General features: G+C 75.0%; 12 protein-coding genes. 2 read left to right on the forward strand and 10 right to left on the reverse strand.

Going from position 1 to position 15,839, the window contains the following annotated elements:
- Positions 1-30: 30 nt before the first annotated feature.
- The 6 genes from ACH4PU_RS29000 to ACH4PU_RS29025 all read right to left on the reverse strand — a co-directional run bounded on the left by ACH4PU_RS29000 (position 31) and on the right by ACH4PU_RS29025 (position 9,597).
- Positions 31-1,581 carry an RNA polymerase sigma factor gene (locus ACH4PU_RS29000; protein ID WP_398278277.1) on the reverse strand — a complete coding sequence of 517 codons (1,551 nt, stop codon included), beginning with the start codon at positions 1,579-1,581 and terminating at the stop codon, positions 31-33.
- Positions 1,582-2,004: 423 nt separating this feature from the next.
- Positions 2,005-2,943: a FadR/GntR family transcriptional regulator gene (locus ACH4PU_RS29005; RefSeq protein ID WP_398278280.1), complete on the reverse strand. Its 939-nt coding sequence runs from the start codon at positions 2,941-2,943 to the stop codon at positions 2,005-2,007.
- 264 nt (positions 2,944-3,207) lie between these two features.
- Positions 3,208-5,001, reverse strand: coding sequence for an ATP-binding cassette domain-containing protein (locus ACH4PU_RS29010; RefSeq protein WP_398278283.1), 1,794 nt, complete (start codon positions 4,999-5,001; stop codon positions 3,208-3,210).
- Between the two features lie 162 nt (positions 5,002-5,163).
- Positions 5,164-5,925 (reverse strand): NUDIX domain-containing protein, encoded by a 762-nt coding sequence (locus ACH4PU_RS29015; protein WP_004949054.1) that lies wholly within the window; start codon positions 5,923-5,925, stop codon positions 5,164-5,166.
- Between the two features lie 110 nt (positions 5,926-6,035).
- A complete protein-coding gene (locus ACH4PU_RS29020; RefSeq protein WP_398278288.1) occupies positions 6,036-8,075 on the reverse strand; it encodes a glycogen debranching N-terminal domain-containing protein in 2,040 nt (679 codons plus the stop codon).
- A gap of 121 nt (positions 8,076-8,196) precedes the next feature.
- On the reverse strand, positions 8,197-9,597 hold the full coding sequence (locus ACH4PU_RS29025; RefSeq protein WP_398278291.1) for a DUF4192 domain-containing protein: 1,401 nt from the start codon (positions 9,595-9,597) through the stop codon (positions 8,197-8,199).
- 140 nt (positions 9,598-9,737) lie between these two features.
- Here ACH4PU_RS29025 and ACH4PU_RS29030 point away from each other — a divergent pair, with 140 nt between their 5' ends.
- Both ACH4PU_RS29030 and ACH4PU_RS29035 read left to right on the forward strand, forming a co-directional pair.
- Complete coding sequence (locus tag ACH4PU_RS29030) at positions 9,738-11,903, forward strand: RecQ family ATP-dependent DNA helicase (RefSeq protein ID WP_398278294.1); 2,166 nt, start codon at positions 9,738-9,740, stop codon at positions 11,901-11,903.
- 212 nt (positions 11,904-12,115) lie between these two features.
- Complete coding sequence (locus ACH4PU_RS29035) at positions 12,116-12,694, forward strand: hypothetical protein (RefSeq protein ID WP_398278297.1); 579 nt, start codon at positions 12,116-12,118, stop codon at positions 12,692-12,694.
- A gap of 66 nt (positions 12,695-12,760) precedes the next feature.
- Here ACH4PU_RS29035 and ACH4PU_RS29040 read toward each other — a convergent pair whose 3' ends face one another.
- The 4 genes from ACH4PU_RS29040 to ACH4PU_RS29055 all read right to left on the reverse strand — a co-directional run bounded on the left by ACH4PU_RS29040 (position 12,761) and on the right by ACH4PU_RS29055 (position 15,808).
- On the reverse strand, positions 12,761-13,342 hold the full coding sequence (locus ACH4PU_RS29040; protein WP_398278300.1) for a hypothetical protein: 582 nt from the start codon (positions 13,340-13,342) through the stop codon (positions 12,761-12,763).
- Between the two features lie 57 nt (positions 13,343-13,399).
- Complete coding sequence (locus ACH4PU_RS29045; protein ID WP_398278303.1) at positions 13,400-14,128, reverse strand: ribonuclease HII; 729 nt, start codon at positions 14,126-14,128, stop codon at positions 13,400-13,402.
- Between the two features lie 112 nt (positions 14,129-14,240).
- Positions 14,241-15,137: an ADP-ribosylglycohydrolase family protein gene (locus ACH4PU_RS29050; protein WP_398278306.1), complete on the reverse strand. Its 897-nt coding sequence runs from the start codon at positions 15,135-15,137 to the stop codon at positions 14,241-14,243.
- A gap of 11 nt (positions 15,138-15,148) precedes the next feature.
- Complete coding sequence (locus tag ACH4PU_RS29055; protein ID WP_398278309.1) at positions 15,149-15,808, reverse strand: histidine phosphatase family protein; 660 nt, start codon at positions 15,806-15,808, stop codon at positions 15,149-15,151.
- Positions 15,809-15,839: the final 31 nt, after the last annotated feature.

Genomic DNA, 15,839 nt, shown 5'->3' on the forward strand with positions numbered 1-15,839 from the left:
AACCGGGCCCTGTGGTCGGGAACCCGAGGATCAGTCCAGGTAGTCGCGCAGCACCTGCGAACGCGAGGGGTGGCGCAGCTTGGACATGGTCTTCGACTCGATCTGCCGGATGCGCTCACGCGTCACCCCGTAGACCTTGCCGATCTCGTCGAGCGTCTTCGGCTGACCGTCGGTGAGACCGAAGCGCATGGACACCACGCCGGCCTCGCGCTCGCTGAGCGTGTCCAGAACCGAGTGCAGCTGCTCCTGCAGAAGCGTGAAGCTCACGGCGTCGGCGGGGACGACCGCCTCGGAGTCCTCGATGAGGTCACCGAACTCGCTGTCTCCGTCCTCACCCAGCGGGGTGTGGAGGGAGATCGGCTCACGGCCGTACTTCTGGACCTCGATGACCTTCTCGGGGGTCATGTCGAGCTCCTTGGCCAGCTCCTCCGGGGTGGGCTCACGGCCCAGGTCCTGGAGCATCTGGCGCTGCACGCGCGCGAGCTTGTTGATGACCTCGACCATGTGCACCGGGATACGGATGGTGCGGGCCTGGTCGGCCATGGCTCGCGTGATCGCCTGGCGAATCCACCAGGTGGCGTAGGTCGAGAACTTGTAGCCCTTCGTGTAGTCGAACTTCTCGACCGCACGGATCAGACCGAGGTTGCCCTCCTGGATCAGGTCCAGGAAGAGCATGCCGCGGCCGGTGTAGCGCTTGGCCAGGGAGACCACCAGACGGAGGTTGGCCTCCAGCAGGTGGTTCTTGGCGCGCCGGCCGTCCTCGGCGATGATCTCCAGCTCACGCTTGAGCTTGGGGGCGAGCTTGTCCGCGTTGGCCAGCTTGTCCTCGGCGAACAGACCGGCCTCGATCCGCTTGGCGAGCTCCACCTCCTGCTCGGCGTTGAGGAGGGGCACCTTGCCGATCTGCTTGAGGTAGTCCTTGACCGGGTCGGCGGTGGCACCGGCCACCGCGACCTGCTGCGCCGGGGCGTCGTCCTCGTCCTCGTCGGACAGGACGAAGCCCTTGTTCTCGCCGGTCTCCTCCTCCTCGTCGGCCTTGCCGGGGGTGGGGGTCTCGTCGACGAGCTCGTCCTCGAGGAGCTCGTCGGCGTCCTTCTTGGCGGTGGCCTTCTTGGCCGTCGTCTTCTTGGCGGTGGCCTTCTTGGCCACCGTCTTCTTGGCGGCCGTCTTCTTCGCGGCGGCCTTCTTGGCGGGCGTCACGGCCTCGTCACCCGCTTCGTCGCCGTAGCCCGCGGCGGACGTGGCGGCGGCCGTGGACGACGGGCGGGACGTGACCGTCTTGGACGAGACGGCCTTGGTGGCGGTGCGCTTCGCCGGGCTCTTCGCTGCGACGCTCTTGCGGGTGCGCTTGGGCGCCTCTGCCGCACTGACCATCAGCGTCACACCTTCCTCATCGAGGACCTGGTTGAGGCTGCGCAGAACGTTCTTCCACTGGGTTGGCGGAATCTGGTCAGCCTCGAAGGCCCGACGCACGTCGTCGCCGGCGATCTGCCCCTCGGCCTTTCCCTGCTCGATGAGCGCCATCAGAGACTCGGATTCGGCGATCTCCGGCGGGAGCGTACGGGATGTGCTGGCCGACACGAACAACCTCTCGGAACGATGGAAACGGCTTCCGGCTCCATCCGCTGGGGATCGGAGCCGACGACCGTCGGCAAGGATGAACCGACGGCGCGGGCGATAGTGCGGTAGCAACACAGCGCCTCGTTCGAGGCCTGTATTCCCTCCACGGCCACCACCTCTTAAGTCATCGCGCTGCCTCAGGGAGCGTTACGCCCAATCCCCGTGGCCCGAGTCACACCTCATAAGGGTGCGAAATACCACTGAACGGGACAGAGTGATGCGCTCCTCCGCAGCTCGACCCAAGACCGGCGGCGCGTTTCCTCTCGCACGCGCCTGCACGGATCGCCCCGCGCGGTTCTGCGACTCCCCGCGCGGCCGTACGCGCGGGGCGGACGAACAGTCCCGCGCGCACCTCTCCTTGCCCGTACGGCCCGTTCCCGCGGATCAGTGCTCGCGCGGCGCGGGCACGGCCCGCTCGACCTCGGGGTGCGAGACGAGCAGCTGACGCATGGCGGATTCCGCGGCGCCCGCGTCACCCGCCCCGACGGCGTCGACGATCCGGAGGTGGTGGCCGACGCCCGCGTCCGTGGGGCGGTCGCACCCGCCGGCCGAGGCGCCGGAGACGTGCAGGGCCGCCGAGACGATGCCCGACAGGTGCTCCAGCATGCGGTTGCCCGCGACCTGGAGCAGCAGGGCGTGGAACTCGGCGTCGGCCCGGGAAAAGGTGAGCGAGTCACCCTGGGCCAGGGCGTGCCCCATGATCTCCGCCATGTCGGCGAGGCGCTGCTGGACGTCTTCGCGGCCGTGCCCGGCGGCGAGCCGTGCGGCCAGCGGCTCGATGATCCAGCGGAGCTCGCAGAGCTCCCGGCGCTGGTCGTCGCGCTGGGGCCCGAAGGCCCGCCACTCGATGATGTCCGGGTCGAGGAGGTTCCAGTCGCTGACCGGACGGACCCTGGTGCCGACGTTGGGGCGGGCGCTGACCAGACCTTTGGCCTCGAGAACGCGCAGCGACTCCCGGACGACGGTGCGGGAGACTTCGAAGCGCTGGCCGATCTCCTCGGGGACGAGCGGCCGGTCGGCACCGAGATCGCCGGAGACGATCATCTGCCCCAGCTGCTGGACGAGCTGTCCGTGCAGCCCCCGGCCGCGGCTGCCGGCCGCCCGGCGGCCGGCGCGGCCCAGCTCCGCGTCACCGTCCCAGGCGTGCGCGGAGCCGCGGTCGGCCCCGGGGGCCTCCGCGTAGGAGTAGCGGTCGAGCTCGCCCGGGCCCGTCAGGCCGGAGTCGGCGGGGCGAGCCGCGGTCATCATGGTGTGCGCAAGGGTACTCACGCTTCCTTTGTCGGCGACGGGCCGACGGGCCTTGAGGTCTTTGGTGAAAAGCACACGAAAGGGTGATCGCCCATTACCTCACAATTGACGACCAAACGGACAGTTTTGGGCACTCTTCGAGGCCGAGCGCGTACGGACAGCTGTAGAGGGCCGGTTCCGGAGCGTGTCGTAGAGCGTCTCCCCTCGGGTACCGGCCGACGCGGAGCCCTCCGATGACGTCCGCGTTCTCCGCGACCCCGGCAGGCCGCCGGCTACGCTCCGTGTCCGCCGCGACCGGCGGCCGGCGAGCGCCGGGCCGGTGACGCCCTAGCACAGACCTCACCGCGGTCTCCCCCGGAACACCGTGAGGACGTAGGCCCCCAGCAGCCCCGTCAGGGACAGCACGAGCGCCCAGCCGACGGGCTGGGACACCAGCCGCAGCGCCGTCGAGACGCCCTCGTCCATGCCGGCCGGCCACTGGAGCGGCGCCGAGGAGCGGAGCCGTCCGGGCAGTCCGGCCAGCGACCGGGCCGCGGGGCGGGCGAGCACGGCGTTCACGACCGGGACCACCAGCGTCGGGACCACCAGCACGGCGACGAGCCCCAGGAGGGTGGACCGGAACAGGCCCGCGGCCAGCAGCCCGGCCCACGCGCAGCCGAGGGCGAGGGCGATCCATCCGGCGAGGGCGCCGGGCCAGGCGTCGGGGAAGAGGGTCACCGACCGCCCGAAGAGGAGCCGCACCACCACGGCGTCCAGGACCACCGAGGAGAGGGCGAGCAGCAGCGCGGCGACGGCCGTGACCGTGAGCTTGCCGCCGAGGAGTGCCAGCCGCCGGGGGACGCCCCCCGCGTCCGGCGCCAGCGCCGGATAGCGGTACTCCTGTCCGAAGGCCAGCGCTCCCAGCACCCCCGCGCCGAGCGCGGCCGGGGGCAGCGGGAGCGGCGCGGGCCACCCGGCGAGCAGGCCGGGCTCCGGCGCCCCGGACCGGGCCAGCAGGACCGAGGCGAGCAGGGAGAGCAGCAGAGCGGTGGCCGCCACGACCCAGCCGGTGCGCACCCCGGCGATGCGGTGGAACTCGTACCGCAGCGGCCAGGCCGGGCCGGGCGCCGGGAGGGGCGGCTGCACGCGGGAGAGCGGCCCCTCGGGCGCGTCGCGCCCGTGTGCGGCGGGTACGCCCGCCGGGGCGTCGGGGGCGGTCGCGGCGTCGGCCGGACGGCGGCCGTCGGCGCGCTGGAGCGGGGGGACCGGCCCGGCCTCGACCTCCTCGGCGAGCCGGTGCACGAGGATGCCGTGCCGGTAGGCGGTCTCCCCCACGGCGGCGCAGCTGCTGCCGTAGACGGCGAGGGTGCTGCCGCCCTCGTGGACGACCTCCACGGGCGGGGCCTCGGACGGCGGACAGGCCGCCTCCGCCTCCGCGGAGATGATGTGCGCGAGCCGCGCCGCCGAGGGCGAGCGGACGGCGACCCGCGGCCGGAGGCGGGCCCGGGCGAAGACCGCGGTCTCCTGGTCGGCGACGAGGCGTCCGCGGTGGATGGTGACGACCTGGTCGCCCACGCGTGCCGCCTCTCCCGGCGAGGACGAGGTGACGAGCACGGCCCCGCCCTGGGCCGCGTAGCCGCGCAGGAGCCCGTGCAGCCAGGAGGTCTCCCGGGGGGAGAGGCCGGCGGTCGGCTCGTCCAGGACAAGGGTGTGCGGGTCGCCGAGGAGGGCGGCGGCGATGCCCAGCCGGCGGTCCATGCCGCGGGAGAAGTCCCCGATGCGCTGGTCGGCCAGCCCGCTGAGGCCCACGACGTCGAGCACCTCGTCGGCCCGGGCGGCGGGCACTCCGGCCGCCGCGCCGAGCATGCGCAGATGGCCGCGGGCCGTGCGGCCGGGGTGGCCCGGAACGTCCCCGAGGAGCACACCGACCTCGCGCACGGGGTGGGCGACGCGGTCGAGGCTGCGCCCGCGGAACAGGGCGACGCCACGGCCGGGGTCGAGCCGCAGCATGAGGCGAAGGGTGCTGGTCTTGCCGGCACCGTCCTCCCCGAGCAGGACGGTGACGCGCCCGGGGCGGGCCTCGAAGGTCAGGTCGTCGACGACGGGTGGCCGGTTGCGGCGGGGGACGCTGGTCAGTCCGATGGCCTGGATCATGACTTCCCTCGCGGGGGCGTGAGACGGTCCCGCGCGGAAGGGGAAGGCGGCGCGGGAGCACGGGACGTACCGCAGCACCGTAACCCGATATGTCCTATTTGCTACGCAGCGGAGCGAGCGGCGTGTCCCGTACCGCGCCGGAGAAGGCCACGTGCGCCGGTGCTACGCCTCCGGGCGGAGCATGGGCGGGTTGAGAAGGGTGGCGCCACCCGCGCGGAAGAGCTGTGCGGGACGTCCGCCCTGCCGGGTCGTCGTGCCGCCGGTGGGGACCAGGAAGCCGGGGGTGCCGGTGACCTTGCGGTGGAAGTTGCGGGGGTCGAGGGCCACGCCCCAGACGGCCTCGTAGACCCGGCGCAGCTCCCCGACGGTGAACTCCTGAGGGCAGAAGGCGGTCGCGAGGGACGAGTACTCGATCTTGGAACGGGCGCGTTCGACCCCGTCGGCGAGGATGCGGGCGTGGTCGAAGGCCAGCGGGGCGGCCTGTTCGCCGTCCCGGGCGTGGCCGTCCTGGTCGAGCAGGTCCTCGACGGGGGCCCAGCGCACACTGTGCGCGTCACCGCCGGCGCGGGGCGCGGGCAGGTCGGGGGCGAGCGCCAGGTGCGCGACACTGACGACGCGCATACGGGGATCGCGCTTGGGGTCGCCGTAGGTGGCGAGCTGTTCGAGGTGGGCCGCGTGGGCGGTGGCGGGGCAGGCGGGATCGTGCAGGACGTGCAGCCCCGTCTCCTCGGCCAGCTCGCGGGCCGCGGCCGTCGCCAGGTCCTCGTCGGACCGGACGAATCCCCCGGGCAGCGCCCATCGGCCCTGGAAGGGCGGCTCTCCGCGGCGCACCGCCAGCGCGCACAGGGAGTGCCGCCGCACGGTGAGCACGACCAGGTCGACGGTGACGGCGAAGGGCGGGAAGGCCGACGGGTCGTAGGGCATGACGCGATCATAGTCGTCTGCTTGACGATAAACAGGTTCTTGTCCCACGTGGGCCGGGCCGGAAATCACGGCGCCACGGGGGCTCTCGACGGGAACGGCGCGCACGGAGTTCACACTCCCAGCTGCAGCCCGTCGGCGGCTTCCTCGACCATGCCCAGGCCGAGCCGGCTGACGCGTACGGCGAACGGCCGCTCGGCCACCCGCAGCCCGGTGAACCGCAGCGCTCCCAGGGGCGCCGAACCGGGCGGGCGGACCGTCACCCCGCCCGCCGGGACGTCGGGCCGCACCCCGGCGAACGCCGTCAGCAGATGGACGGCGCCCGCCGCCGCGACGGCCGCGGGGCGGCAGGCCGCCGGGTGGGGCAGCGGGGCGCTCCCGGCGGTGCGCTGCTCCCCCGCGTACATCTCCGGCAGCCGGTGGCCGAAGGCCTCGGCGGCGTCCAGTACGCCGCGGGCGAGGGAGCCCGCCTCCTTCTCGAAGCCGGCCGCGGCCAGACCCGCGACGGCGACGGCCGTCTCGTGGACGCGCACGGCCCCGCCGCGGTGGCCGAAGGGGTTGTGCCCGCCTTCCCTGGCCCCCAGGCTGCGCAGGCCCCAGCCGGAGTCGAGGGCGGGGCTGCCCAACAGCCTGGCCAGTTGCTCGGTGCGGGCCCGGTCCAGCAGGCCGGGGGCGTACTCGCCCTCACCCAGCAGGCCGGTGTCGAGGAGATGGGCGGCGGCGCAGCCCAGGTGCGGAACGGGTTCGCCGCCCGGCACCAGGGCGGCCACCGGCCGGCCGCCGCCACGGTCGTCGGCCCAGAAGTCCTCGCGGAAGCGGCGCCGCAGGCCGACCGCCCAGGCGTGCCACTCGTCCGCTCCCGGGCGGCCGTGGGCCGCGAGGAGGTCGGCGCCCAGCAGGGCGGCCCGGTGGGCGTGGGCCTGCACCTCGCAGCGGTACGGGCCGCCGGGCACCGGGTCCGCCAGGTAGCCGCGATCGTCGGCGGCCGAGCGCAGCCAGGCCAGACAGCGTTCGGCCGCCGGGAGCAGCGGCTCGATCTCCTGGGACGGCAGTCCCCAACGCCTGGCCTCCGCGAGGACGGTGGGGAACAGCAGGGTGGCCTCGATCCCGGTGCACCCGGGCGGGAGGTGCGCACCGGTGTGCCGGAGGGCGCCGGGGATGCGGCCCCGTTCCGGCCCGGGGCCGGGGAGCTGGGTGCGGGCGAGGGTGCGCAGTGTCCCGGCGGCGAGCCGGACGCCCAGCGGGAGGGTCATCCGGGCGGCCCACAGGGCCTCGGCCGGGGCGAGGCCGCCGCAGCGCCAGGGGGCGCCGGCGGCGACGTGCACGTCCCCGGGGATCTTGGGGTCGCGGACCAGCAGGGCCCTGAGGTCGTCGAGGCTGCCGACCAGCAGGGCGGCTGCCCGCGGGTCGTCGCCCTCCGCCTGGGCGTCACCCCAGGGCGCCGCGGCGCGCGTCCGGGTGCGGGGCCCCTCGGGCTGGCGGGGCCTGCCGGGGATCTCGGGGCGGACGCGCAGTTCGACACCGCGCGTGCCGCCGGGCGGCAGCCGTATCTCCCAGCAGAGCAGTCCGGCCGAGGCCAGGGCGTCGTCCGGCGGCGGGTCGGCGGTCACCACGGCGTGCAGGCCGGGTGCCGTCCAGCGGAGGCCGGAACCGTGGACGGCGGCGGGCAGTTCGGGTGCCGCCGTGCCGTGGGCGATCAGGCCGAGGTCCGCGAGGTCCGTGCCGAGCGACATCTCCACCCGGAGCCGGGCCTCGCGCGGCGCCGCGCTGCGCAGGGTGACCCGCTCGACGCCCTCGGCGTCCCGGACGCGCTCCACCGTGACGGCGGGGTCGGGACCCTCGTCCGCGGCGGTGCGGAGGGCGGCCACGAACCGCGCGCGTCCGGCGTCGACCAGCCGGCCCTGGAGGGGGACCGGCTCGGCCCCGTCCACCCGGAGCACGCAACGCGCCAGCAGGCGGCGGCCGTTGCGGTAGAACCCGTCAAGGCCGTGGCCGGTGAGCTGCCCGTGCTCCTCGGAGATCGCGAGGGCGGGCAGGGCGACGCAGATCAGCGCCGTGTGGACCGGGCGCGGCCCCTGGGGGCGGGCGTCGCCGGGGCGCCGGGGCACGGCCGGGCGGGGGGCGGGCTGGGCATGGGCGGCGGTGCCGTGCACGGGTCTGCGCTCCCTGGGAGGTCACGGGCCTGACGTCGGACGGGGTCGGACGGGAAGGAGGGCCACATAGGTGAACGGCGGTGGCGCCGCCGAGGTCACGGCGGTGTGCGCGTGATCACCGTCACCGACGGTCGCGGGTGGCGCCGCGGGCCGGTTGCCGCCGCGCCCGGGGCTTGCCCGTGGGCCCGCCGGCGGCGGTGCCGCCGGTCGCCCGCTTCGGGCGCGTGGCATCGTCGGCGGGTTTGCGCCGGCGTGCCCGGGGCACGGTCGCCTGCCCTCCGGAAGGCGCGGCGGGCCGGGTCGCGTCCGTGTCCGTCTCCCCGGTGGGCGGCCGCGGGTCGTCGGCGGCGCGGGCGGCCTGGCAGACGGCGCGGTCCGCGCGCTCCCGTCGGAGGCAGTCGCGCAGGGTTTCCGGATCCAGCCCTTCGTTGCAGGCGTGGTGGAGGAGTTGCGCGAAGAGGTAGTCGGGGTCGGCGGTCAGGGCGCGGCCGAGGGCGACCCTCGCCTCGGCCTGCTCGCCGCTGGACCAGGCCACCCAGCCGGCAAGGGTCAGCGGTGCGGCGGCGTGCTCGGTGTACGGCGGGACGCAGCGCCGGGCGAGGGCCCGCCAGAGGCGGAGCACCGCCTGGGTGCGCGGGCCTTCCATCCACTCGGCGGCGCGGTCCCGGGCTACGCGGTCCTGGAGGCCGATGACGAGGGTGGCGGTCTCCTCGGTCGTCAGGAGCGCGTCGTCCCGGGCGTCGGACTCCGCGCCGTCCGCTCCGGCCGGGGTTTCGTGGAGGCGGTCGACCAGCCGTTCCGCCAGGTCCAGGGTCTCCTGGCGGGTCGCCCAGCATTCCCCGGCGATCACGCGCGGGAGCAGGCGGGAGGTGGCGGTGTCCAGGGCGCGCCGCTGTTCCTCGTGCCACGGGCCGGTGCGCGGGCTCAGGCGGGCCTCCATCTCGCGCAGGGTCCCGCGCACGCGGATGCCCACGTAGGCGGCGGCCGCGGCCATGACCGTGGTGCCGGGTAGCGCCAGGGGCGTGCCCTCGGGCGGGCAGCAGCGGGGGGCGGAGCAGCAGTAGGACCAGAAACGGCCGTCGGAGAGGCAGAGCGCCTCGACGACCGGCACGTCCAGGGCCCCGCAGGCGATCCGCAGGCGCTGGGCGAGCGGGCGCAGCCGTTCCATCACGGCCTCGGACGTCTCGCCGTCCGCGGGGTCCTGGCAGAGGTAGAGGACGATCCCGTCGGGTCGGGTGCCGCGCTTGAGGCAGCCGGTGACGAGGGTCTCCGCGAGCTGGTCGGAGACGTCGGGCCAGTCCTCCGGTACGGGGATGCCCAGGCGGAGCCGGCCGCCGAAGCGCCTGCCCTCGCCGTGCAGCGCCATGAGGACGATGCTGTCGTTCGGGTGGAAGCCCAGCAGGTAGGGCAGCGCGTCGGCCAGCTCCGCCGGGCTGCGGAGGGTGACGTGCGTGGGAGCCGACAGCTCCCGGTCGGAGGCGGGCGGCCGCGGAGGGCCGGCCGATGCGTCGTGGTCGGTCATGCGCCGAGCGTCCCGCAGGGCGGTACGGGCCCACCAGGCCTGTGGACAAGCGCGGCGGATCATCGTACGAACGCCTGTGGATATCGGCCGTCGACGGACCTCGGTCGCGCGATGTCAGTGGCCTCGTGTTGCATGGGTCCATGACCAACGAAGCCCTCCGTACCGCCGCCGACGCCGTCCTCGCCCGGCTGGTGGGTGATGCCACCGGCGGAGCCCGGTTGCGCGAGGACCAGTGGCGGGCGATCGAGGCGCTGGTCGCCGACCACCGCAGAGCCCTCGTCGTCCAGCGCACCGGCTGGGGCAAGTCAGCGGTGTACTTCGTCGCCACGGCCCTGCTGCGCGAGCGCGGCAGCGGTCCGACGGTGATCGTCTCCCCACTGCTGGCGCTGATGCGCAACCAGGTGGAGGCCGCGGCGCGGGCCGGCATCCACGCCCGCACGATCAACTCGGCCAACCCGGAGGAGTGGGACACCATCCAGGCGGAGGTCGCCGCCGGTGAGGTGGATGTGCTCCTCGTGAGCCCCGAGCGCCTCAACAACCCCGATTTCCGGGACCAGGTGCTGCCCAAGCTGGCCGCCGCGACCGGGCTGCTGGTCGTCGACGAGGCGCACTGCATCTCCGACTGGGGCCATGACTTCCGGCCGGACTACCGGCGGCTGCGCACGATGCTGGCCGAACTGCCGCCCGGCGTCCCGGTGCTGGCGACCACCGCGACGGCCAACGCCCGGGTCACCGCCGACGTCGCCGAGCAGCTGGGGACGGGCGAGGGCGCGGAGCGTGCGCTGGTGCTGCGGGGGCCGCTCGACCGGGAGAGCCTGAGCCTCGGTGTCCTGCGCCTGCCCGACGCCGCGCACCGACTCGCCTGGCTCGCCGATCACTTGGACGAGCTGCCGGGTTCGGGCATCGTCTACACGCTGACCGTCGCGGCGGCGGAGGAGGTGACGGCGTTCCTGCGCCGGCGCGGGCACGTGGTGACCGCGTACACCGGCAAGACGGAGAACGCCGACCGGCAGCAGGCGGAGGAGGACCTGCTGGCCAACCGGGTGAAGGCCCTCGTCGCCACGTCCGCCCTCGGCATGGGCTTCGACAAGCCCGACCTCGGCTTCGTCGTCCACCTCGGCTCGCCCTCCTCCCCCATCGCCTACTACCAGCAGGTGGGCCGCGCGGGCCGCGGGGTCGAGCACGCGGAGGTGCTGCTGCTGCCGGGCCGGGAGGATGAGGCGATCTGGCAGTACTTCGCCTCGCTGGCGTTCCCGCCCGAGGAACAGGTCCGGCGCACCCTGGACGTCCTGGCGGCGGCGGACCGGCCGCTGTCGCTGCCTGCCCTGGAGCCGCTGGTGGAGCTGCGCCGGTCGCGGCTGGAGACCATGCTCAAGGTCCTAGACGTGGACGGGGCCGTGCACCGGGTGCGCGGCGGCTGGACGGCGACCGGCCGGCCGTGGACGTACGACGCGGAGCGCTACGCCTGGGTGGCCCGGCAGCGGAAGGCCGAACAGGACGCCATGCGGGCCTACGCGACGACGACGGAGTGCCGGATGGAGTTCCTGCGCCGTCAGCTGGACGACGAGCAGGCGGCTCCCTGTGGGCGCTGCGACAACTGCGCGGGGGCCCGGTTCTCCGTGGAGGTGTCGGTGCAGGCGCTCGACGCCTCGCGGGGCGAGTTGGGGCGGCCCGGGGTCGAGGTGGAGCCGCGCAGGATGTGGCCGACCGGCATGCCGGCGGTGGGGGTGGACCTCAAGGGCCGCATCCCGGCGGGCGAGCAGGCGACTCCCGGCCGGGCGCTGGGGCGGCTCTCCGACATCGGGTGGGGCAACCGGCTGCGTCCGCTGCTGGCCGCGCAGGCTCCGGACGGCCCCGTTCCGGACGATGTGGCGGGCGCCGTGGTGACAGTGCTCGCCGACTGGGCCAAGGGGCCGGGCGGCTGGGCCTCCGGCGCGCCGGACGCTCCGGGCCGGCCGGCGGGCGTCGTGGTCGTGGACTCGCGCACGAGGCCGAAGTTGATCGGCTCGCTGGGCGAACACATCGCGGCGGTCGGCCGGATGCCGTTCCTGGGTGCCGTCTCCTACCGCGCGGACGCGGAGGAGTCGCGGGTGCCGCGCACCAACAGCGCGCAGCGGCTGCGGGCGCTGGACGGGGCGTTGACCGTTCCGCCGGAGCTCGCGGCACGGCTGGCGGAGGCGCGCGGTCCGGTTCTGCTCGTCGACGATCTGTCGGACACCGGCTGGACGCTGGCGGTGGCGGCGCGGCTGCTGCGCCGGGCGGGGGCGTCCCAGGTGTTCCCCTTGGTGCTGGCCGTACAGGGCTGACGGAAGAGGGTGGTGTCTCCGTGCGCGAAGCGGAAGGAGCACCGCCCGGTTCCGGCCGGTGACGTCAATTGATCGTTGCCGTGCGGCGGGTGGGGCCACGAGAATGGGACCGGCTCCCCGCTCCCGTCCCCCACGGCCCGCTGGGCTGCCGTCCGCTGTTCCTCGTTGCCGACGCCCGCGGCCGCCGCGGACGCGCAGGCGAAGGGAGAGTCATGGCCTTCGGCCCGGTCCCGTCCCCGTCCCGGCTCGCCCCCGGGCGGCCGGTCCGCGTGGTGGAGCCCGCCGAGTGGGCCGCCGCCGGAATTCCCCTGCTGCGCAGCCCCCGTGAGGTCGTCACCGGGCTCCACGCCCGGCATCTGCCGACGCCGCGCACGGCCGTGATCGCCGTCCTCGATCCGGACGAACGGCTGGTGGCCAGCGCGTCCTTCACCCGCCGGGCGGCGGTCCGGGACGGCTGGGAGCTGCGCAACGCGCTGCTGGCGCGGCTGCGCCGGGTGATCCCGCACGACCTGCGCAGACGCTCGCCGGTGCGCACGGCGGTGCTGCTCTACTGCCGTGCGGGGGACGGCCGTTGGACCGTGGAGGACGGCGCGTGGATGTGGGCCCTGCGCGACGCCTGCGTGCTCCACGGGCTGCGCTGCGGGGCGTACATCACGCTGACGGACGGCGGTTGGCGGATCCTCGGCGAGGGCAGGAGCGGGCGCAGCCCCCGCTCCGCCGAGCACCGCGCCGCGGCGGCCGGCTCCGTCCGTCCGGTGCCGGCGGCGCTGCGGCACGCCGCGGCCGGGTGACGCGCGCGCGGGTCACCCGGCACCGGGCCCGTACGGCCGGTACCGGTGCCTCGGAGAGGCACCGGGTCAGACGGCCGCCGACAGAACGGAGTTGACACGGGCGCTGTCCCCGCAGACAACCAGCAGGGCACCGGCGCGGCGCAGGGCCGCGGGCAGCGCCCGCTGCACCGCCGCGTCGGAGCCGCCGTTGACGGCGACGACCACGACGGGGCGTCCCTTCGCGCGGTCGGCGCCGGCGTCGGCGTAGAACACGTCGTCCGCGGCGTCGTGCTGGGCCCAGTAGGAGGCCTCGCCGAAGGACAGCTCGTGGGCGGCCCAGGGGTGCGCCTCCCCGGTGGTGAGCACCAGGACGTCACCGGGCGCGCGGCCGCTGTCGAGCAGCAGGTCGACGGCCTCGTCGGCGGCGTCCAGGGCACCCTCCGCCGGAACGGGGATCAGCTGGACCTGGGGGGCGGCGGGTGCCGCCGGGGGCGGGGTGCGCGGGCCGGGGGGCGCGGGCACCGGGCGTGCGGCGCGGGGGCCGGGCCGGGGGGCCGGGCGGGGGCCGGGAACGGGGCGGGGGGTCGACGCGGTGTGGCCGGCGGCCGGAACAGCGCGGGGACCCGGGACACTCTCGTGAATCTGAGGCTCCTCGGGGATGAGAGGCATAGGTCGATGTCTATCAAACGCCGGTGCGAGTCGCATCGGCGGGTGGCACTTCCGCGGTCAGAACTCGAACCCGAGTTGACCGCCGGCTTCCAGAGCGGCCGTTCCGCGGCCGGCGGGACCCTCCGGGCCCCCGGCCACGAGCCGCGTCCGCTTCAGATGCTGCCACCGGGGCAGCGCGTCCAGATAGGCCCAGGACAGCCGGTGGTGCGGCGTGGGTCCGAGCCGTTCCAGGGCGTCCCGGTGGACGGGCGAGGGGTACCCCGCGTTGTCGGGGAACCCGAAGTCCGCGTGGTCCGCGTCCAGTTCGGCCATCATCGCGTCCCGCCGCACTTTGGCGAGCACGGACGCGGCCGCGACGGCCACACAGGACTGGTCTCCCTTGACGACCGTGCGGACCCGCCACGGCTCGCCGAGGTAGTCGTGCTTGCCGTCGAGGATGACGGCGTCGGGCCGCACCGGGAGGCCGTCGAGGGCCCGCCCGGCCGCCAGCCGGAGCGCCGCCGTCATCCCCAGTTCGTCGATCTCCTCGGGGGAGGCGTGACCGAGGGCGTAGGCGGTGACCCACGACTCCAGCTGTCCGGCGAGCGCGCGGCGGCGCTTGGGGGTCAGCAGTTTGGAGTCGGTGAGCCCTTCCGGCGGGCGGCGCAGGCCGGTGACGGCCGCGCAGATGGTGACCGGTCCGGCCCAGGCGCCCCGGCCGACCTCGTCGACGCCGGCGACGATCTTGGCTCCGGTCGTCGCCCGGAGGGAGCGCTCGACGCTGTGGGTAGGCGGTTCGTAGGGCATGGCGCCAGCAAGGGTACGCCCCGGAGGCGCTCCGTGCCGCCCCGGCCCCCTCACTCCCCCTTCGCGGCGGGCGGCGGGCGGGCCGGGAGCGGTCGACCCACCGGTCCGGCGGTCAGTCCGGGGCGGCCGGCAGCCAGCCGGGAAGGGCCTCGGTGGCCTCGCACCAAGCGGCGGGCGGCGCGCCGCGGCCGGCCGCCGCGATCACCCCGCCGACGATGGCGCAGGTGGTGTCGACGTCCCCGCCGACCGACGCCGTCGCCCAGAAACCGCCCGCGTAGTCGCCCAGATGGCGGGCCGCGGACCACAGGGCGAACGGCACGGTGTCGTGCGCGCTGGTCCGGCGCCCGCAGCCGAGCACGGCCGCGACCGTCGTCGCGTCGTCGTAGTCGAGCATGTCGCGCGCCCTGCGCAGCCCGGCGTGCACGGCGCTGCGCGGGACGAGGGCGATCACCTCGTCGAGCAGCCGCTCGCCGGTGACCGCCGTACCGTCGGCCTCCGCCGCGACGGCGGCAGCGGCGGCCACGGCCATGGCGCCCGCCACCGCCTCACGGTGCTGGTGGGTCGTGTAGGCCGAGATCTCCGCCTGGTGCGTGGCCTGCTCGGGGTCGCCCGCGTACCAGGCGCCGAGGGGGGCGATGCGCATGGCCGCGCCGTTGCCCCAGGAGCCCTGCCCCTTGAACAGCGCCGCCGCGAGCTCGCGCCAGTCGCCGCCCTCCCTGACCAGCCGGAGCATCCGGTTGACGGCCGGGCCGTAGCCGCGGTCGAAGTCGTGGTGGTCGGCGAAGGACCGGGCCAGGGCGTCCTGGTCGACGCGGCCGTGGGCGGCGAGGACCGCCACGACCGAGCAGGCCATCTCGGTGTCGTCGGTCCACCGCCAGGGGGCGGGCGGCGGTTCGCGGCGCTTGAGGGAGGGGTAGTGGGCGGGGACGAAGAACTGGGAGCCGAGGGCGTCGCCCACGGCCAGCCCGCGCAGGCTGGCGAGGGCCCGGGGGAATCGGTCAGCGGTCATCGCAGCGAACTCTAATCGGTGAAGCCGTACGATTCAGGGGTACACCAGCGCTCGAACGGCCGGTCCAGGTGGTACCGCCCGTCGGCACCCAGGAGGAGCATCCGGCTCTCCCCGTTGCCCGGGTTCGACAGGCTCTCGAACTCCGCGACGGTCCAGTGCAGCCACCGCATGCAGAACAGCCGCATGGTCAGCCCGTGGGTGACCAGGAGGACGTTGGGCGGGTGCCGGGGGTCCTCGAAACTGCGCCAGAGACTCTCCAGGAAGCTGCCCACCCGGTCGTAGACGTCGGCCCCGGACTCCCCCTGGGCGAAGCGGTAGAAGAAGTGGCCGTAGGCGTCGCGGTACGCCTTCTGCCGGCGCACGTCCTCCCTGTCCTGCCAGTTCCCCCAGTCCTGCTCGCGCAGCCTGGGCTCCTCGCGGACCCGGACCCGGGCGGGGTCGAGCCCCAGCGCGCGGAAGGTCTGGTGCGCCCGGCGGTAGGGGGAGACGTAGGCGGAGACCCGCTCGTCCCCGAAGAGCTCCCGCAGCCGGACCCCGGCCTCCTGCGCCTGCCGGCGGCCGAGGGCCGTCAGGGCGAGGGCGTGATCGGGCTCGCGCTCGTAGACCGTGTCGTCGATGTTGCCCTCCGACTCGCCGTGGCGGAGGAGGACGATGCGCCGGGGCCGTGCCATGACGCCACCCTATGGGGAGACGCGGCGCCCG

It is taken from the genome of Streptomyces sp. NPDC021100, from assembly GCF_044333095.1.
In the GTDB taxonomy this organism is placed as follows: Bacteria; Actinomycetota; Actinomycetes; order Streptomycetales; family Streptomycetaceae; genus Streptomyces.